At 35.0% G+C, this 19556-nt stretch carries 16 protein-coding genes; 7 read left to right on the top strand and 9 right to left on the bottom strand.

What is annotated here, in order from left to right:
* Nucleotides 1–60 precede the first annotated feature (60 nt).
* The 4 genes from FYJ80_RS02335 to FYJ80_RS02310 form a co-directional block, all read right to left on the bottom strand.
* Nucleotides 61–2667: an InlB B-repeat-containing protein gene (locus FYJ80_RS02335; protein WP_407921430.1), complete on the bottom strand. Its 2607-nt coding sequence runs from the start codon at nucleotides 2665–2667 to the stop codon at nucleotides 61–63.
* A gap of 161 nt (nucleotides 2668–2828) precedes the next feature.
* Nucleotides 2829–4625: a transposase gene (locus FYJ80_RS02320; protein ID WP_154424520.1), complete on the bottom strand. Its 1797-nt coding sequence runs from the start codon at nucleotides 4623–4625 to the stop codon at nucleotides 2829–2831.
* A 474-nt stretch (nucleotides 4626–5099) separates the two neighbouring features.
* A complete protein-coding gene (thiI, locus tag FYJ80_RS02315; protein ID WP_154424519.1) occupies nucleotides 5100–6290 on the bottom strand; it encodes a tRNA uracil 4-sulfurtransferase ThiI in 1191 nt (396 codons plus the stop codon).
* Nucleotides 6287–7411, bottom strand: coding sequence for a cysteine desulfurase family protein (locus tag FYJ80_RS02310; protein WP_154424518.1), 1125 nt, complete (start codon nucleotides 7409–7411; stop codon nucleotides 6287–6289). The genes thiI and FYJ80_RS02310 overlap by 4 nt, the downstream gene beginning before the upstream one ends.
* A 79-nt stretch (nucleotides 7412–7490) precedes the next feature.
* Here FYJ80_RS02310 and FYJ80_RS02305 point away from each other — a divergent pair, with 79 nt between their 5' ends.
* Entirely contained in the window at nucleotides 7491–8558 is a 1068-nt protein-coding gene (locus FYJ80_RS02305; protein ID WP_154424517.1) for a 3-dehydroquinate synthase, read from the top strand.
* A gap of 46 nt (nucleotides 8559–8604) precedes the next feature.
* Here FYJ80_RS02305 and FYJ80_RS02300 read toward each other — a convergent pair whose 3' ends face one another.
* Together FYJ80_RS02300 and hisS are read right to left on the bottom strand one after the other, a co-directional pair.
* Nucleotides 8605–11121, bottom strand: a complete 2517-nt coding sequence (locus FYJ80_RS02300) for a helicase-related protein (RefSeq protein ID WP_154424516.1) — start codon at nucleotides 11119–11121, stop codon at nucleotides 8605–8607.
* On the bottom strand, nucleotides 11118–12413 hold the full coding sequence (gene hisS / locus FYJ80_RS02295) for a histidine--tRNA ligase (protein WP_154424515.1): 1296 nt from the start codon (nucleotides 12411–12413) through the stop codon (nucleotides 11118–11120). Before hisS ends, FYJ80_RS02300 begins: the two co-directional genes overlap by 4 nt.
* A gap of 80 nt (nucleotides 12414–12493) precedes the next feature.
* Between hisS and FYJ80_RS02290 the strand changes: the two genes are divergently transcribed.
* Complete coding sequence (locus FYJ80_RS02290; protein WP_154424514.1) at nucleotides 12494–12733, top strand: hypothetical protein; 240 nt, start codon at nucleotides 12494–12496, stop codon at nucleotides 12731–12733.
* A gap of 21 nt (nucleotides 12734–12754) precedes the next feature.
* Here FYJ80_RS02290 and adhE read toward each other — a convergent pair whose 3' ends face one another.
* The 3 genes from adhE to FYJ80_RS02275 form a co-directional block, all read right to left on the bottom strand.
* Nucleotides 12755–15415 (bottom strand): bifunctional acetaldehyde-CoA/alcohol dehydrogenase, encoded by a 2661-nt coding sequence (gene adhE / locus FYJ80_RS02285; RefSeq protein WP_154424513.1) that lies wholly within the window; start codon nucleotides 15413–15415, stop codon nucleotides 12755–12757.
* 231 nt (nucleotides 15416–15646) lie between these two features.
* Nucleotides 15647–16690 carry a Gx transporter family protein gene (locus FYJ80_RS02280; RefSeq protein ID WP_154424512.1) on the bottom strand — a complete coding sequence of 348 codons (1044 nt, stop codon included), beginning with the start codon at nucleotides 16688–16690 and terminating at the stop codon, nucleotides 15647–15649.
* Nucleotides 16674–17018, bottom strand: coding sequence for a NusG domain II-containing protein (locus tag FYJ80_RS02275; protein WP_154424511.1), 345 nt, complete (start codon nucleotides 17016–17018; stop codon nucleotides 16674–16676). Before FYJ80_RS02275 ends, FYJ80_RS02280 begins: the two co-directional genes overlap by 17 nt.
* Before the next feature lie 145 nt (nucleotides 17019–17163).
* Between FYJ80_RS02275 and FYJ80_RS02270 the strand changes: the two genes are divergently transcribed.
* From FYJ80_RS02270 to FYJ80_RS02250, 5 genes are all read left to right on the top strand, one after another.
* Complete coding sequence (locus FYJ80_RS02270; protein ID WP_154424510.1) at nucleotides 17164–17640, top strand: response regulator transcription factor; 477 nt, start codon at nucleotides 17164–17166, stop codon at nucleotides 17638–17640.
* An 81-nt stretch (nucleotides 17641–17721) separates the two neighbouring features.
* Complete coding sequence (locus tag FYJ80_RS02265; RefSeq protein WP_154424509.1) at nucleotides 17722–18105, top strand: hypothetical protein; 384 nt, start codon at nucleotides 17722–17724, stop codon at nucleotides 18103–18105.
* 70 nt (nucleotides 18106–18175) lie between these two features.
* Nucleotides 18176–18553, top strand: coding sequence for a helix-turn-helix domain-containing protein (locus FYJ80_RS02260; protein WP_154424508.1), 378 nt, complete (start codon nucleotides 18176–18178; stop codon nucleotides 18551–18553).
* Nucleotides 18543–18887, top strand: a complete 345-nt coding sequence (gene tnpB / locus FYJ80_RS02255) for an IS66 family insertion sequence element accessory protein TnpB (protein ID WP_154424507.1) — start codon at nucleotides 18543–18545, stop codon at nucleotides 18885–18887. Before FYJ80_RS02260 ends, tnpB begins: the two co-directional genes overlap by 11 nt.
* A 71-nt stretch (nucleotides 18888–18958) precedes the next feature.
* Nucleotides 18959–19556: hypothetical protein (locus tag FYJ80_RS02250; protein WP_154424506.1), on the top strand; the 598-nt coding region annotated here is incomplete at its 3' end.

Genomic DNA, 19556 nt, shown 5'->3' with positions numbered 1-19556 from the left:
TAGAGGAGAGGAAAATCTTAAATACTGGGGGAATTAGATTTAAGATTTAAATTCAAAAGATTATGGGTTAGAAGGATTATTAGATGGAATAAAGACTTCTATGCCGTATAACAATTTGTCATCAAGAAGAACTATGGATTTTGGAGGATTAGAAGTTGTTTGTTTCATTCTAAAATATCCTGTATGACGTACCTCATTAATGGTATAGCCATCAGTGAAATCAAAAATCATTTCATCTAAAGCAACATTTTCCTCTGTATGTACATAAACTGTTCCATTAAGTGTTACTTGGAAGCTGTCAGGATAGTCTTCTTCAGGAAATTCAACATTTAATTTGGTTTCTAAAGCGTTTCTAGATAGTGTAATTCTTGCATTTTTAAAAGAATAATATACGCCGCCATCTTCTGTACTCTTGAAGCCTACTCCTTCATAATATCCTGCTGCTTCGTTAAGCATAGCCATTATATTTGAGGCATATGCAATTGTTCCTAAATTACGATATTCATCATAATGCTCAGCTTTATTTTCTTCTGTAATTTCAACGTAATCTTTTTGTGTGACTGTGAATGTACCATCTGAATTCCTTTCTGCAAAAGAACCAACTGCTAAGTATTCGAATGGGTCAGTACTGAAAGAACCACCTGTAATAAAACCTGTCTTATCATCAGACTTTATTGAAATGCTTCCTTCTTTATTATTACTAATAAAATTACCGCCATCAATTACAATTCTTACGTCTTCTGGATTAGCGTTATCTTCTAATTCTCCTTTATGCTGATAGAAAGGAATATAAGCACTGAGAGTTCCTGAATTAATGGTTACTTCTACTGGTAAATTAGTTGTATGTTGTTTTACGAAAACTGCAGAAGATTTTACAGTACTAATTGAACCACCGGAGCCAGCATCTGTTCCATAACCATCGCCACCTGTAATATCAGCACCATTGATTTCAAGTTTTCCTGCTGCAATATTGATAGCATTTCCTTTACTTGTTATTTCAGCATCACCAATGATAGTATTGGAGTATCCTGCGATATAAATACCACTATTTTCATTACAAATGATTTTAGCACCATCATTTATTTTTAATATAGGACAACGATCAGTATTATTTATGTTTCCATTAATATAAATAGGCTGGTAGCCTTCTAATTGTCCATAAATATCAATGCTAACATCATAAGATTTATTGTTGGTATCATATAATGATATTGCATATGTGCCTTTTACAATAACGTCCTTATCAATTGTTAATTTACATTCTTTTGTTTCAGAATTATTGCCATTACCGTATATTAAGAATGTAAAACCATTTTGTCCATCTATAGTTCCTGATCCTGTAACTTTGACATTACCACCATTAATATCCTCACCATTAGCTGAGATTTTAAAATATTTACTTGTAGTTATATCATTGCCATTAAGATTAATAACAATATCTTGACCGTTATTAATATTTACTGTTTCAGACAGTGTTACATTTTCACAAAGAACAACACTCTTTCCTGCTTCAATAGCAGATTTTAGTTCATTTTCATTAACTACTAAGACACCATCATTCTCAAAATGAATTGATGGATTAGAAGAAATATACATATCAACATTATTAGTATCATCTACTGTAACATCGTTAGTGAATGAATCAACATAGATACCAGTTGCATATGTCTTATTAGAAAAATTAGCTGTTGCAATGTTGCTCAATTCATTGTTTTGTATTACTACATTATCGCTAATATATGTTTCATTACCACCAGCAATTATGATACCATTGTACTTTGTTCTCTCAATAATATTATTTTCAATGATTGAATTACTGATTTGATTGAAGTACATACCATACTTTGAATCATAAATCTCATTATCTTTTATAATTAGATTAGATCCTGCAGCATGAGTTGTTTGGATACCAATAGTATTTTGTTCACAAATAAGAGTATTGTTTTCAATTATTATTGGTGCCTCTTCTGTTCCATTTACCTTAAAGATATATATTAAAGCCATCTGAGCTTTAGCTGTTTCTCCACTTTCAAGAACAAGATTTCTAAGTGTTACACCAGCTGATTGAATTAATAAACCAGAATCAGCACAATCTTGACCTGGGAACATAACCACTACTTTTTTCCCATTTCCATCAATAGTTACTGGTTTTGTAAGAGGAAGATAATCTGAAAGAACTAAGTCTTTTTCAAGGAGAATATTTGCACCTTCAGTTAAAACTGCTTCACGTAGTTCTGATTCATTTGATACCTTTATACCAGTCCATTCCCAAGATGCAACAAGAGTAATATCAGATGTTATTGGTTCTTCAAAGGTGAATGTTTGATTATTAAGTGTCCAACCCTTAAATGTAGCACCTGTTCTAGTTGGATCTTCAGGAGCATTAATTATGCTACCTTTTTCAATTGCTAAGGTGTCAACTTTTGTACCACCATTAGAATCGAATGTAACTGTGACTTGGTTAATTAAAGAAGGGGTCCATTTAGCTTTAAGTGTGATGTTAGCTGTTACAGGAGTATTGAAATTGTAGGACTCGTTATTAAGTGTCCACCCCTTAAAAACATATCCATTTTTAACTGGATCTTTAGGTTCTACCGCAGTATTACCTTTTTCAACAGATTGGGCTTCTACCTGCCCCCCCCCAGAGCGTCCTAAAAGTCCATTTATTAGCCATTTTTTACTCCTATATTTGCCTCTCAGAGCATCATAGAGGGCTTCTGAGAGCTCTTTTTTATAATTTTATAGTTTGTTGTGTAAAAAATGAGGCCTAATTTTTAAGCCTTAAAAGTATCATTAATAAAAATAGCGGTTTCCCTCTATTTCCCGCATTATTTACCTAATGCGGTCATTAGAGTTGTTGTTGGAAATATTGAAATTAACCTTTTAAAGTTATAACCAAGAGCAGTAAGACATATCTCTGCCTTTACTTTTCTAATACCTTTTAATAGGAAATGATCTCCATTCATATATCTTTTAATAGTTCCAAAAGGATGCTCTGAAAGACATTTACGGTTATCCAATTTCTCTCTATCTGGTTTAAACCTAAAAATTACTTTCTTTTTAACTCTAACTTGTGTCCTGGTTGTTATAGCTTTTGGAATCTCAGCTATATCTTCATCTTTACCATCAGTTCTAAAGTTAGCCTTTTTAATTCTACAGTCTTTAGAAAAATCTATTTCTTTCCATCTAGTTGTCTTCGATGCTTTAAAGCACTTCTCTTTAAAAGGGCATTTAGAACATGCTAGTTTGTTTACATATCTAATTGCACCATTTGCTTTAACAGCTTTGTGTCTTAGTATCGTACCAGCAGGACAATAAACTCTATCAGCCTTTATATCTCTAACAAAGTATCCTTTAGTTGCTAATTCTATCTTTTGCTCATCTGTTAGATTATCAATTCCCATAGGGTCTTCTTTACTAACATCATAAACTTTAGAAGTCTTTACTAATACATTTCCTTCTTCATCTTTCTCAACTTCAAGACATTTTTTATAGCAATTAGGAACAACTCCAGCATGTAAACATTTCTTTATATCTTCTCTTTTTGAAGAATTCTTTTCCTCTTCAGTTATTTCTTTTTCTTCGTAGTCAAAGCTTAATTCAATTTCCTTCTTATGGACTTTGTAGCCTTCTTCATTTTCAACTTTTGAGAGAAATACATTTGGCTTTATACCATTTTCTAAACATGCTGCCATATCTTCTGGTTGTTCATAGCCATTATCAGCAACAATTTCTACTATTTCACCATCTTCTTTTCCACATCCAAGAGCTGTTTGCTCTATTAAACCATGATCAGTGCACTGGTTTGTTACGTCCACATTCTCTATCATATGGCTTTCACTATCTACAGCTGTTTGAACATTATATGATGGATTATATCCACCATAGTGGTTTTTCATTAATCTTGATTCACAATCATTTTCTGCATACTGCTCTCCTGTCTCTTCGACAACTTTGCGTATAGTTTCATGCTTTTCTTTTCTATCCTCGTATGCCTTTAAGGCTTTTTCTAATTCATCTTTCTTAATCTTAAGTTCTTCATTATTTTCTATATAATCATTTGCATCTAATTCACTAAGATAGTTTTTTATTTCAGCTATTCTACTATTATCATTAGCGATCCTGTCATCTATTTTGTTTGCTGTATAAACTCCATCCTTAGCTTGAACAGCTCTTATCTTTGTTCCATCTATTGCTTTATAACCACTAAATACATTCTTACCTGTTGCTTTAACAAGATCCGTTGAACAAAACTCTCTAAACTTTACAAATACAGCTACTATTGCTTCAATATTATTCTTTCTGAAATCAGATATTGTTCTAAAGTCTGGCTTTAAGCCTTCTACCAGCCACATTGCCTCTATATTAACTTTTACTAATCGTGCTAGCTTTCTTGATGACTTTACTCCAGACATATATCCATATAAATATAGCTTTACTAGTGTTAATGGATTATATGATGGTCTTCCCATAGCTGGGCGTTCGCTATATTTTAATGAAATTTTACCTTTTAACGTCTTTTCAACAAAAGAATCTATTACTCTAACAGGAGAATCCTCACTTACCATCATGTCTAATGATGTAAATTCTAGTTGATTTCTGTTTGTTCCTATTACATATTCCATGCATAATATGATATCAAATTAAGCACTTTTAATCAAGATAAATACTTGTATTATAATAAATTAAATAAGATTTTTAAGAGGTTTTAAGAGTTGTTTTAGACTATTTTTAATAGCTTTACTAAGCTGAATTTTAATTTTAGTTTCTCAGACTTTTAGGACAGTCTCCCCCCGTCGGTGTCAAAAGTAACTGTAAACTTTTCAACAACAGGGGTCTTGTTTTCACAAGATACGACAAGAGTCATTGCTAAAAGAAGTGCAATGCATACGAACATAAAATTCTTTTTCATGTCTTACCACCTATTAATAAGATTTTGTTCTTCTAATATAACCTATCTGTTGTATTTTCTCAAATATTTATGTTTATTTTGTTATATTTTTTGCTTAAAATGTTTGATTTACAATTTGAAAAATAATTACCTAAGATTACAAACGAAAAAAATTGCACAAAGCTTTTTTACTCTGTGCATTTATATCTTAATTATTTTCTATCTCTTCGCCTTTAGCGTTGTAGGCAAAGATTTGAGTTTCTTCTACTGCTTGATCAAGCATTTTATCCATTTCAAGCTTTTCAAAATGCTTAGTCATTAGCTTTTTATCTGGATTAGTTACAGGGTGCTTTGGAGAGAATATTACACAGCAATCTTCAAATGGAAGTATTGAGGTTTCATAGGTTCCTATTTTTTTACTAATTGTAATTATCTCTTCCTTATCCATACCAACTAATGGTCTAAGTACTAGATATTCTGTCATGCTATCGGTAAAGGCCATAGCAGGAAGAGTTTGTGAAGCAACCTGGCTTAATGCTTCACCTGTGATAATAGCGTTATAGCCTCTCTGCTTACAAAGTCTTTCAGCAACCTGCATCATGCAGGCTCTAAACATTAATGTTGTCTCATCCTCATATGCATGATCTCTAATCCAGAGCTGTTGCTGAGTAAATGGAACAACAAAGAGTCTTGTTCCGCCCAAGTAAGGGCTAATTAGCTTTGCTAAGGTTTTTACCTTTTCTAACGCTTCATCACTAGTATATGGATAAGCGTGGAAATAGAGACAATCGAGATTAACACCTCTCTTTGCCATCTCAAAGCCTGCAACAGGGGAGTCGATACCACCAGAGAGTAGTAAAATACCCTTTCCTGCCGTTCCAGCTGGAAGTCCGCCGATGCCCTTCTTTTGGCTTGTATATAGATAAGCTTCACTACGAATTTCTACATTGAGAACAAAATCTGGATTTGTAAGGTCAACTCTCATATCTGGGTAGATATTATGAATTAAATCTGCAAGATCACATGCAATATCATAGCTTGAAAGTGCAAAGCCCTTATCCTCTCTTCTAGCATGGACCTTAAATGTTTCCTTGCCGCTTAAGCCTGCTTTCTTTAAGAGATATTCAGCCTTACTTCTGATTACCTCCATATTCTTTTCGCAAACTACAGCCTCTGCATATGCGATGATACCAAATGTTGTTGATAAAGCCTTATCAATTACCTCATCTGGACACTCCTCATCTATGTAGAAAAAGATTCTACCCTTTTGCTTTACAACGTTTGAGTGATATGGTCTTAGCTTATCCTTAATATTATGTCTTAATCTATTTTCGAATAATGCTCTATTTTGACCCTTAAGTGATATCTCACCAAGCTTTATTAAATATAATTTCTTCATTTAAATTCATTTACCTTTTTTATAATTGTTTGTGCAAGCTCTAGAGCAATTTTTTCATCACTTTCTGGTGAAAATGATATTCTAATAGTTCCTTTTGCATCCTGCGGAGTGTAGCCTAAGGCTAAAATAACATTTTCACTCTTTCCTTTAGCGTTATTTGAACAAGCAGAGCCAGAGGACACAGCAAAGCCCTCATCACTAAGCATTCTAGTTAATACTTCTGAAGGAAGTGGAGTAGTGATAGTAAGTACATAGCCTGTTATGTTATTAGCAGGGGAGAGTACCTTTATATTGTTGTTAATAAATATCTCTCTTAATTTTAAATTTAAATCTAGGATATTACTCCTTGGTTTAAACTCTTTTAGAGCAGTATAGAATGAAACTATTGCAGGAAGATTTTCAGTTCCACCTCTAACTCCCTTTTCTTGACCACCTGCTTTAGCTAAGGCTTGTATTACACCACGCTTTAAATATAGAAGTCCTATACCTCTTGGACCATGTATTTTATGTGATGAAAATGAAGCTCCATCGATATCTAAATCTGTAAGGTTTAGATCAATTTTTCCAAGTGCTTGAACAGAGTCTGAGAAAAAGAAAATCTTTCTTTTAAACTCCTCCTCCTTCCTTCTTACAACCTTAACAAGTGCTTTTATATCATTTATAGTGCCAACTACATTATTAACAGCTTGAATTGCAACTAGCTTAGTCTCTGGAGTTAAAGCACCTTCAAGCTCCTCTGGAGTGACATATCCACCCTTAGCTTTTAATATAACAACATCAAAGCCCTTTTCCTTTAGTATTGGAGCAAAGGAAAGAACTGCTTCATGCTCTATAGCTGAAAATATAACTCTTCCTGGTCTCTTAAGCCAAAGAAGGGATGAGATAACAATACTAATTGCTTCGCTAGCTCCACTAGTGAAGAATAGCTGCTCAGGCTTTGTATGTAAAATATTTGAAAAGCCTACCCTTGCTCTTTCAAGCTCCTTTTTAGCTTCTAATCCAAGTGTATGCTTAGAAGAAGGGTTTCCTGGATAATTTAAGCTTGTTTCTATATAACTATTGAGTGCGTCGCTACTTATCTTTGTAGTAGCAGCGTTATCAAAATAATATGAATCTAACATAACTCTATTTTCTCAGAATGCATACTTTTTTTTCAAGTAGGCTATTTATTAGTTGTATCATTGTTTGTAAAATAAATACATGGAAAAGGTTTTTACAGTCACATTACAGGGCGGAAAAACAACAGATGTTTTTTTCGCCGATAGTATTAAAGATTTATCATCTAAATTATCAAGCTATGGACTAAACGCCCTTTGGGTCTTTGATACTAATACAGCTCCTCTATTTAAGAATCTTCCACCTAATAGAATAGTATTAGAGAGTGGTGAAAAGAGTAAGAATTGGAAGAGTATAGAAAGAATAATCTCTGCCGCTCTAGATTTTCACCTTGCTAGAGATTCCTATTTTATTGCATTTGGCGGTGGAGTTGTTTGTGATATGACAGCATTAGCTTCCTCTCTTTATATGAGGGGTACTAAGCTTATCTTAGTTCCTACCACCTTACTTTGTATGGTTGATGCCTCTGTAGGTGGAAAGACAGCAATAGACTATGCTGGGGCTAAAAATTTAATTGGAACCTTTAATCCAGCACAGGATGTTTTAATATCAAGTGATGTATTAAGAACACTATCAGAAAGTGAGTATATCTCAGGACTGGGGGAAGTATTAAAGCATGCTATCTTAAGTGATAATGAGGACCTTTACAATTTCCTAGTTAATAATAAGGATAAGGTTCTTAATCGTGATAGAGCTACAGTTACTGAGATGGTTAAGCTATCTATCGCTGTAAAGAATAACTACATTGAAAGAGATCCTGAGGAGAAGAAGGGTATTCGTAGTGCTTTAAACTTAGGTCATACATTTGCTCATGCACTTGAATCAATTACTCATTTTTCAGGTATTAGCCACGGAAAGGCTGTAGCTTGGGGATGTGGAAGAGCCTTTGAGGCAAGCTATGAGCTTGGCTTAATAGATGAAGCATTCTATAAAAAAGTAAGTAGCTTATTTGAAATGTATCCTTTTGATATGTCCTATAGAGTAGGGCGTGGCGAGTGGCTTGATTTCCAAGAAGCAATTGGAAAGGATAAAAAGAGAATGAGTGGTAATGTAAAATTTGTTCTAATAGAGGGCTTTGGAAAGCCTGTATTAAAGCCACTTGATATGAAGCTTGTTCAAAGAATAGTTATTGCAAGTCCTAGAATAAAATAAAGAGCTAATAACCATAAAGCCATTATGAGACTTTATGGTTATTTTTTTATTCAGCGCTATAGTCAACAATTTCATCAATTTGCTTTAAAAGAGAGGTAACCTTCTTTTTAAGCTTTGTATTTTCCTTTGTCCTAATATTCATCTCTGATAGTGCATAGTACGTATCATCGATCATACCAGTAATTGTACTATAGAGCTTAAAGCAGAATTTTTTATTATTATCTATATACTTTAAGCCAACAAACAGAATCTGGTTATTTACATATGGACAAAATAGATTATCTAATTCCTTTTCAACCTCTTTATAATTCTTTTCTAAATCGAAGTTCTTATTAGAGTATGTTGATAATGTCTTATCGGTCTTAACGATTGCACCTTCTTGGACTAAATCCTTTAGCTTTACAGCCTTTGTAGTAAAAGCGTTATTCTCCTTTAAGAAGACATTAATCTTTCTAACCTTACCACGCTCAAAGCCCTTCTTAACAAGGTATGGAAGATCGAAAAGAGGAATAATAGCACTTGTTTTCTTTTTCTTTGTTGTAAGAGGATAATCTCTATCAAAGATTCTAATAAAGTCGCCCTGAACCTTTTTCTCCTCCTCTTCCTTCTTCTTTTCCTTTTTATTTTTGACGAGTGCCTCAATTAAGCTCTTATCAAGGAGGTTTAAGGTATTGCTATCAAGAGGGGAAACGGTACGTGCAAACATTCTAGATGTCTTTACGATTTCACCTGCTAGTAAAAACTTTGGAGGAGCTGCAAACCAGGATGAGGATGGATGTATATATATTTGATTAGCTGTTAAGGAGCGATATACACCTCTTGAATATTGATAGCAAACATATTGAATTAAGCCAGATGCTAAGCATGTTAAATATTCACTAACACTACCACCACTAGTAATAGGAATTTGCATTGAAGATACTATCTCTTCAAGTTGCTCTTCGATGTGAATAATTTCATTCATTGTTTGCTCATCAAGGTAGTATTTCTTTAAGAAGGCTGCTGCATCCTTCTTTCCTGCCTCAAGCTGAGCGCTATATTCATTAAAGAGCTTTAAATACCCAAAGAAGTCTCCATATTTAGCACTTTGGAAGCGCTCCTGGCGCTTTCTTGCAACCATCTCATATCCTCTTGGGTATAGAAATGGTCCCTTTGTTGATAAAAAGGCTGTAGCAATTAATACTTCCTTAAGTACAGAAGGGAAGTTCCTTATTGCCTCTACAATTACTCTAGAGTGTCTAGGTAGGAGAGGAAATTGAACCATCATCTCACCTATAGAGGTTAGATGTCTATTATCGTCTATTGCATTAATAAGCTTTAGAGTTTCCTCAGCAGAGTGAAGTGCTGCTAGCTGTGGCTTAGTAATAAATAGGAAGTTCTCATAATCGTAAATACCAAGATCACTCATTCTAAGAGCAACCTCAGCTAGATCAGAGCGTAATATTTCCTCTTGGTTGAATTCAGGTCGTTGCTCTAAGCTCTTTTCACTATATAGCCTATAGCATGTTCCCTCTTGAGTTCTACCAGCTCTACCAGCTCTTTGCTGGGCACTTGATCGGCTAATTGGGAGTGGAACTAGAGCAGATGTAAAGTCCTTTTGGTTGTAGAAGTTAACCTTAGCAACACCTAAATCAATTACTGTGGTAATACCATCTATAGTAATACTAGTTTCTGCAATATTAGTTGCTATTACAACCTTTGTTTTTCCCTCTGCAGTAGGGATAAATACTCTCTCCTGTTCCTCCTTAGAGAGTCTTCCATATAGAGGATAAACCTGTAGAGAGGACCATATTGGAGCATTTCTTAATGCTGTCTCATATGTCTTTATTTCATACTCTCCACTACAGAAGATTAAGATATCTCCACGTTTATTTTTTACATTATCCTCTACTATATTTAATATAGTAAGACTATTTGCTTTCTCCTCTAGCTCTCTTGGATCTATAATTTGCTGAAGCTTTTCAAGAGCACTCTTATTATCTTTAAATGGATTTATATACTTAATTTCTATAGGGAATAATTTAGCATCGATAGAGATTATTTTTGCACCATCAAAAAATGTAGAAAACTTTTGAGTATTAATTGTTGCAGAGCTAATTATTACCTTTAAATCCTTTCTTTTTTCTGTAATTTGCTTTAATAAGCCTAAAATAAAGTCGATATTAAGACTTCTTTCATGCGCTTCATCGACCATAATAACAGAGTAGCGAGAGAGTAGTGGGTCACTCTTTAATTCCTGTAGCAGAATTCCATCTGTCATTATCTTAATTCTAGTAGTTTCATCACTAGTATCGGCAAAGCGCATAGTATATGCACATAGATTACCCTCTAGTTTAAGCTGACTTTTAATGTATTCACAAATTGATAGAGTAGCAATTCTTCTTGGCTGAGTAATACCAATCATGCCTGATAAATCATACCCAGCCTCCATCAATATGATAGGAAGCTGAGTAGTCTTACCACTACCGGTAGGACTTTCTATTACAATTACTTGGTTCTTTTCTAGAGCATCAAGAATATCTTTTTTATGCTTATAAACCGGTAGCTGTTGGTAGTTAATCAACTATTGTGCTCCTTTATTATCTTAGCAATTGTATTAATGTCTGCAGCTGTTGTATCTCTTGTGATTAAATCCTTTAAGCTTTCCTTACAATCATCATCGAACATAACAACAAAGCGTGTACCACATTTAGCTGCGTAATCATAGAAGGCCTTCATCTTCTTTCCAGGTAAGAGATAAATATCTGTCTTTATTCCTTCACCTCTTAAGATGGAAGCACACTCTACTGCCTTCTTCTCTTGTCCTTCCTTCATGTAGATAATAACATCTGCATTTGCAACCTCTTTAAGTAGAGGGTGCTTAAGCTCTTCAAGTGCAGCTAGAAGTCTATCAAGACCGATAGATGAGCCAACACCCTGTAAGCATTCCTTACTATATAGTGAGGTTAAGTTATTATATCTACCACCTGAGCATACAGAACCAATAGATGGAAGCTCGTCGAGGAAGGTTTCATATACAATACCTGTGTAGTAATCTAAGCCTCTTGTGATAGAAGGATCTAAGATAAAGTGCTTTTCAATTCCTTGAGCTTGTAAGAGTGCATAAATCTCTCTAAGTCTATTTGAAGACTCACACTCTCCACCAGCTAAAGCTTCAAGACGGTTTACACAATCTAAGAAATTTTCATCCTCAGCTCTTGAGATATATGAGATAATCTTCTTTGCCTTTTCTTCACTTTCAGTTAGCTCAATTAACTGTTTTGTAACTTCCTCTTCTCCAATCTTTCTAAGCTTATCGACTAAGCGTAGGATATCAACACTCTTATCTAAGATACCATTGTGCTCCAAGAAGGTATTAAATAACCCTCTGTGTGATACATGGAAGGTATAGCCTTCAATGCTTAATGCTTTAAAGGAAGCATCCATCAATGAAAGAATTTCATAATCTGATAGAGCGTTATCAGCACCTACCATATCGAAGTCGCACTGGATAAACTCTCTATATCGACCCTTTTGAGGGTTTTCTCCACGCCATACCTTACTCATGTGGTAGCGCTTAAAAGGAATTGGAAGAGAAGAAAAGTTTGTAGCTAAAAAGCGAGCAAATGGGACAGTAAGATCAAAGCGCATAGCAACCTCTCTCTTACCATTATCCTGGAAGTGGAAGATTTGCTTATCTGTTTCGCCACCACCTTTTCCAAGCAATACATTTGTGTATTCGAGTGCAGGTGTATCTATTGGTACAAAGCCATAGGATGTAAATACATCCTCTAGCATTCTCATTATCTTTCTTCTTGGGATCTCTGTCTTTGGAAGACTGTCTCTAAATCCCTTAAGTACTAATGGTTCGATCATAATAATTCTCCGTTTCCTATAATTTACAGAAAAAATACATTTTATTCCACTTAGCAAAGTGATAAGCTGACAAAGAAGTTATGGTTGATAAAATTTATAGTGAATTAGTTAATGTCGGTGAATCGGAGTTTAGCTATAATAGTGAAGGCTATGTGATTCAGAAATGTAGAAATTTTTTACTCCTTTGGGCTTGTAGTGATACTCCTATGACAATTTATGAGTATGAGCTAAAAGGGGAGTTCTCAGTTGAGGAATTAAAAAGCTTTTTAGCTCATAAGCTTTTTGATGATAAATCTATATTAGATATATTAAAGGCCTGAGTTACCTCAGGCCCTATAAAATTATTTTTCTTCCTTCCAAGCTCTTCCGTAGTAGGAATCAAGGTAAAGCTGCTTAATTTGACTAATGAGTGGGTATCTTGGGTTAGAACCTGTACACTGGTCATCAAATGCTTTTACTGAAAGCTCATCAACAGCCTCTAAGAATTCCTTCTCATCAACACCCCAATCCTTAATTGAAGCAGGGATTCCAAGATCCTTCTTAAGCTTTTCAATACCATCGATAAGAGCGTCAACCTTCTGATCCATAGTCATACCTGGCTTAATCTCAATGTAGTTACCATTTGGAGTATCATTTACATTCATTGCAATGTAATCTGCTACACGTGCATATCTGCTTGTTACTGATGGGAACTCATACTGAGGGAATGCTGCCTGCTTTGTAGGGTTATCATTTCTGTTGAAACGTATAACGTTACTAAGTAGAAGTGCATTTGCCATACCATGTGGAACGTGGAATCTAGCACCAAGCTTGTGAGCCATTGAGTGACAAACACCTAAGAATGCATTAGAGAATGCCATACCTGCCATTGTTGAAGCATTGTGTACCTTTTCTCTTGCCTTCTTATCGCTGCCATCTCTATAAGCAACTGGGAGGTACTTAAAGATAAGTCTTGCTGCCTCAATTGAAAGACCGTTTGTGTAATCTGTACTCATTGATGAAACGAGAGCCTCTAAAGCGTGTGTTAATACGTCAACACCACAAGAAGCTGTTAAGCCCTTAGGCTGTCCCATAGCAAGCTCAGAGTCAACGATTGCCATTGAAGGTGTTAATGCATAGTCAGCGATAGCCCACTTCATTCCTGTATTTTCATCTGTGATGATTGCGAATGGAGTAACCTCAGAGCCTGTACCAGAGGTCGTTGGGATACAAACCATCTGTGCCTTCTTACCCATGTTAGGGAATGAGTAGATTCTCTTTCTGATATCCATAAATCTTAATGCAAGACCCTCGAAGGATACTTCTGGATGCTCATATAAAAGCCAAATAATCTTAGCAGCATCCATAGGAGAACCACCACCTACAGCGATAATGATATCTGGGTTATATGCATTTACAAGCTGCATAGCTGTGTTGATTGTTCCAAGTGTTGGATCTGGCTTAACCTGGTGGAATACCTCTGTTTCGATACCAAGTGAATCAAGCTGATCTGTAATCTTGTCAATCATACCTGAATTAAAGAGGAAGCTATCTGTTACGATGAATGCTCTCTTCTTGCCCTTGAGCTCCTGTAAAGCTACAGGGAGACAACCATATTTAAAGTAGATTTTAGGTGGTAATCTGAACCAGAGCATGTTTTCTCTCCTTGCTGCGAGTGTCTTAATGTTAAGAAGGTGTTTAGGTCCAACGTTCTCTGAAATAGAGTTGTTACCCCAAGAACCACAACCAAGAGTTAAGCTTGGCTCTAAGCGGAAGTTATAGATATCACCAATAGCACCCTGGCTTGCTGGCATGTTGATTAAGATTCTACTTGTTTTTACTGTTCTACCGTAGGAATCAACCTTTTCCTTTTCGTTTTCATCGATGTAAAGAACTGATGTATGACCAAAACCACCCATAGCAATAAGGCGAGCTGCCATATCAGCACCTTCACCAAAGTTATTACACTTATACATACCAAGTACTGGTGAAAGCTTTTCATGAGCAAATGGTTCATCAACTGCGATCTTTGTAACCTCTCCAATGAGAACCTTAGTTGTCTTTGGAACCTCAAAGCCTGCAATTTGAGCAATTACATAAGCTGGCTGGCCAACAATCTTTGGATTTACTGTACCTCTCTGAGGATCAAGGATAATAGGGGAGAGCTTCTCAGCCTCTGCCTTAGTTAAGAAGTGTGCTCCTTCCTTCTTGAGCTCAGCCTTTACCTGGTCATAAATATCCTTGTGACAGATAATTGATTGCTCAGATGCACATACAACACCATTATCAAAGGTCTTTGACATTAAAATAGATGCAACAGCCATCTTGATATTAGCACTCTTATCGATAAGAGCTGGAGTATTACCTGCACCTACACCAATTGCTGGCTTACCTGAGGAATAAGCAGACTTAACCATTCCAGGACCACCAGTTGCTAAGATTAAGTTAACTAATGGATTCTTCATTAGGTAATCTGTCTTTTCCATTGAAGGCTCTTCGATCCATGCAACGATATCCTCTGGAGCACCAGCTGCAACTGCTGCATCACGTACGATTCTAGCTGCATCACAGGTACATTTCTTTGCTCTTGGATGTGGTGAGAAGATAATGGCATTTCTAGTCTTTAATGAGATTAAAGCCTTGAAGATTGCTGTACTAGTTGGGTTAGTTGTAGGGATGATACCGCAAATAACACCCTTAGGCTCTGCAATCTTTTCATAACCGAAGCCAAGGTCCTCTTCGATGATATCACAGGTTTTATCGTCCTTATATTTATGGAAGATATATTCAGCTGCGAAGTGGTTCTTGATAACCTTATCCTCAATTATACCCATTCCTGTCTCTTGGACAGCATCTTGAGCTAATGTGATTCTCGCATTGTTTGCTGCAATTGCAGCTGCGCGGAAGATGTTATCAACCTGTTCTTGAGAGTAGGAAGCATAAATAGTCTGTGCTCTCTTTACTCTTTCAATTAATTCCTGTAGTTCATTCTGTCCAGGAAAGGCTTCAGTAATGGTTGCCATAAAACTGTTTCTCCTATTAGTTTTTTTAATCGATAAATAATTATATATATGGGTAAAAAACAATAGTCAATACAACTAATTAAAATTTTTTAAAGTATATTATTTTTCATATATTAATGAGAAAAATGTTTATGAAAACGTTTGTTATATTAAAATAATATTCTTATTATCACATTATTAAGAATAATTGGTATATTAATTTCTAAGCTTATAAAATAATTCTGAAAGGGGTCACAACAATATTTCGAGGATTTCAATAGCTAAAAGAAGCACTAAAATAGGGATTAGATATTTACTCCTTTTTCTTTCCTTGAGCTTTACTACCATGCCTTCTTCTAGGCATAGAGCCATTTCAATTCTTTTAAATAGCTTCTCATCTGTATTTGAGAAATTACTTATAAATGCAGCATTATAAGAGAATACATCTGATAAAAAGCTTGAGCCCTTAAGCTTTAAGGCTGCAAAGCTTTGAGAGATTGCAACTAATGAAATTAGCTGTAAGCCCTTAACAATACCTTCCTCTAAAGCGCCCTTAGTTACAAAAGAAAATAGTACCTCTCCATTTTGAGAGAATAAATTACAAATAATTATAGCAATTAATGTAATAGAATAGTTTATCCAGAGTACCTTTCTTTTTTGTACTAATGAAAGAACTATTGAAATAGAAAAAATTAATAATAAAAATAGTGGCTCTTTGACAAAGAAAACTAATAGAGCACATATGATGTGTAAAATAACTGTTGCTGGGTTATCGTGTCTTTCATCACTATTATTTATAATTGGTGGCTCACTATTTAGCTTTAGATGCTTTGCTAAGAATGCTGTAATTATACTTGTTAGCTCTGAAAGAGGTAGCATTACAATTGATAATCTTAAAAGTGCAGAGCCTAAGAATAGGGAAGCTACAAATAGCTGTGTAAATGTAGATACAATTGCAGATACTAATGAAATAGTATATAGGGATATATACCTATTAAATGCTTTAAAAAGTATGTACATTACAATTGCACATATTACAGATGATGATAGTGCAATAACACTAAATGGAGAAAGCATAGTTCCTTGGCTTAATGTACTTGCTAGCCACTTACCTAGAGAAAGAAGCATATATTCCTTAAAGCTTAGTTTATCGAGAGCATATAGCATTGGTATCATAGCAAAGCCATAGCGTAGGAATGGTAGGGGGTGAATTAGCATATTTTCTGCAACAGAGAAAAATAGTGAAAGTGCGATTAAATATGCTAAAAAGCGTGTTCTATCAGAAGGTGAGTGCATCTGTCTCTCCTTCGCCCTCAATTTGGACTATTACTTCATTTGGAAGACAAACTAAACTCTCTGGATATCTAGAAATACTTGATCTCATACAGGTATGGTTTGGACATGGAGAATATAGTATCCTAACTCTTCTTTGCTTGATTTCAACCTGAGTTATTCCCAGTGGTCCCTCTACCTCTATGATTCTATCCTTTGTAATATCATAATTATAAATCTTTCCATTCGCTTCAATTTTTACAACAGAGCTCTTCTCCTGACTTGTTGAAATTAGTGGCCAAAGAGATAGGAGAATAATTAGTGGAATTAATAGATAATCAAGCTTCTTCATTGCTGAATAATATAGCACAGAAACAGTGAAGATTGTGAAGATTTAGCCACATATTTATGTAATTAATAAGTAGTTATAGGTAATCTTTCTGTAATTTTTTAGCTATTACTTTTATTATTTTCTCCAATTTGCTAGAAAAATTGCCATGAGCAGGATATTTATCGCTGATAGTGATCAAAAATTTGTTTCCCTATCTTCCTCTTATCTAACTTTATCAGGATATACAGTAAGTGAGTTTAGTGACCTTTCTTCTTTGAAGGACACCTTAAGGTCATTCTTTCCTGATCTCTTACTTATTGCAAGGAGCTTCCCTGATGGAGATGGATTAATGTTTTTAAAACAAATTAGAGCAAAAAATCCAATGCCAATAATTGTTATTGGTCAAGATGGTAGTGAGAGTGAGAGAATATTAGCTTTTGAATTGGGATGTGATGATTATGTAGTTAAGCCTTTATCCTTTAAGGAGCTTTCTTTAAGGATTAATGCGCATCTAAGACGTATGGTTAAGTCTGAAATAAGACAGGGCGTTGTTTCTTGGGTTTTAGGAAAAGAAACCTTGTCCTTAGATATTGCATCCCATGAAGTCTTTTTAAATTCAAAGCCAATTAAGGTTACAAATTAACCGCCGAGAAAGCTCACGCGCCTTGGCCGTGAGATGAAAGGCGATAATGCGTAATGCCATAAAATGTGCTATAATGATGTCATGCGGACACTGACAGTAAAACTGTATGGTAGCGATGACTTCGGATACCTTAGTGATATGATAAATATCGCCGGGATCATATACAACACGGCACTGACAATCATACAGGACCACTACGATGCGACAGGGAAGCTTTTGGATAAATACGAACTCCAAAAACAGCTCCGTGGTCTTCGCAACGCGGATGAAAACCGCCACTGGCGATATGTGGGAAGTCAGGTAGTACAGGAGATAACCGACAGGATATACAGGGCATACCGGCTGTTTTTCACTAACAGGGAGAAGGGAGTCAAATGTTCGCCACCCCGTCGTCGCAAGGTCAAAAAGTACAAAAGCGTCACCTACAAACAGGCGGGATACAGATTCCTTCCTGACGGACGGTAAACGTGTTTTCAGCTGATATTTAAGTTTTTTTCCGATTGTATGAAAATTCTTCTAAAAGGACGAAAACAACATGTATAATCACTATCCAGAGCAAACAAGACGTAATGTAGTAGCAGCTCATAGAGCTGGTATTACTGTAACAAACCTTTCTAGAGCCTTAAATATTCCTCGCTCATCTATTCATACTTGGGAAAAATCCAAAAATTATGCTGATGTAGCACCAGCAGATGAAACTCTACTTAGTCATCTAAATATAAATACTTTACTACCAGCTAAAGTAGAGAAGAAAACAAGTAGCTTTGTAAAAGTTGTTAATGAAGAACCTAAATATACTGAAGGCTCTTTAGTTATTAAGAAAGGCTCATTAACAGTCGAGATAAATAAGTTAATGAATAACTCGGATCTAATATCTTTAATAAAAGCTATTGGAGAATGCAATGTTCTTTGAATACGACTCTTATAGCTACTATGTAAGACCAGGTTTTACAGATGCAAGAAAGAGCTTTAGAACTCTCTCTTGCATTGTGGATGAAGAGATGAATTTAGATTCAAGAGCAAAAGCAATGTTTATCTTTTGTAATAAGGCAAGAAACACATTAAAGATATTAGTATGGGATAATGGATATTGGGTATTAACTAAGCGATTAGAGAAAGGATCCTTTGCTTGGCCAAGCAGTAATGAAGAAGCAATAACTATTACAAAAGATGATATAAAGAGGATAATTCAAGGTGAAGATATATTTAGAAGATTACCTCAAATGGCGAGAAAAATAATCTATTAAATTGTTGTAAATAATAGAGATAATTTCTTGTAATAGTTGTAATTATTTGCGTTTTATGATAGTATATTTACATGAAGAAAAAGGCAAATAATATATCAAAAGAACAAGCTTTAGAGATGCAAATTAAGCTCTTACAAGAGACTATTAATAATAAAGATAATATTATTAAGAAACTTGAAAGTGATAAGTCAAATCTTGAAAAAGAGAATGCTGATCTTAAAGCTCAGTTAGCTAGAAAATATAGAAGAACTAGCGAAGCCATTTCTTCAGACCAACTATTACTATTTAATGAAGCAGAGTTTAATGTTGAGGATGGAGCCCTTAATGATAACTCTGACGATTTGCCAGAAGATAGTGCTGCTAATACTGATCCTTTAAGCGATAAAGCTAAAAGAAAGTATGTTAAACATAAGAGCCAATACTCTATGCTCAACCTTCCTGCAGATATGCCAGTTACTGTTATTCATAAACAGCAAGAAGCTCCTGTTTGTGAATCTTGTGGTACTGTTAAAGTAAAGGTTGGAGAAAGAGTTCATGATACTATTGTTAAGACTACTTCTTATTCAATTGTTAGAAGGATTACTGATGTTTATGAGTGTCCTAAGTGTGATGGTTCTGTTAAGAGTACTTCTAAAACAGATAATATCTTAGAAAACACTGTTGTAGATC

Source organism: Bullifex porci, from assembly GCF_009695635.1.
GTDB lineage: Bacteria > Spirochaetota > Spirochaetia > Sphaerochaetales > Sphaerochaetaceae > Bullifex > Bullifex porci.
Note: the sequence above shows the minus strand (reverse complement) of the source record. Positions and strands in the feature narration are given on the sequence as shown.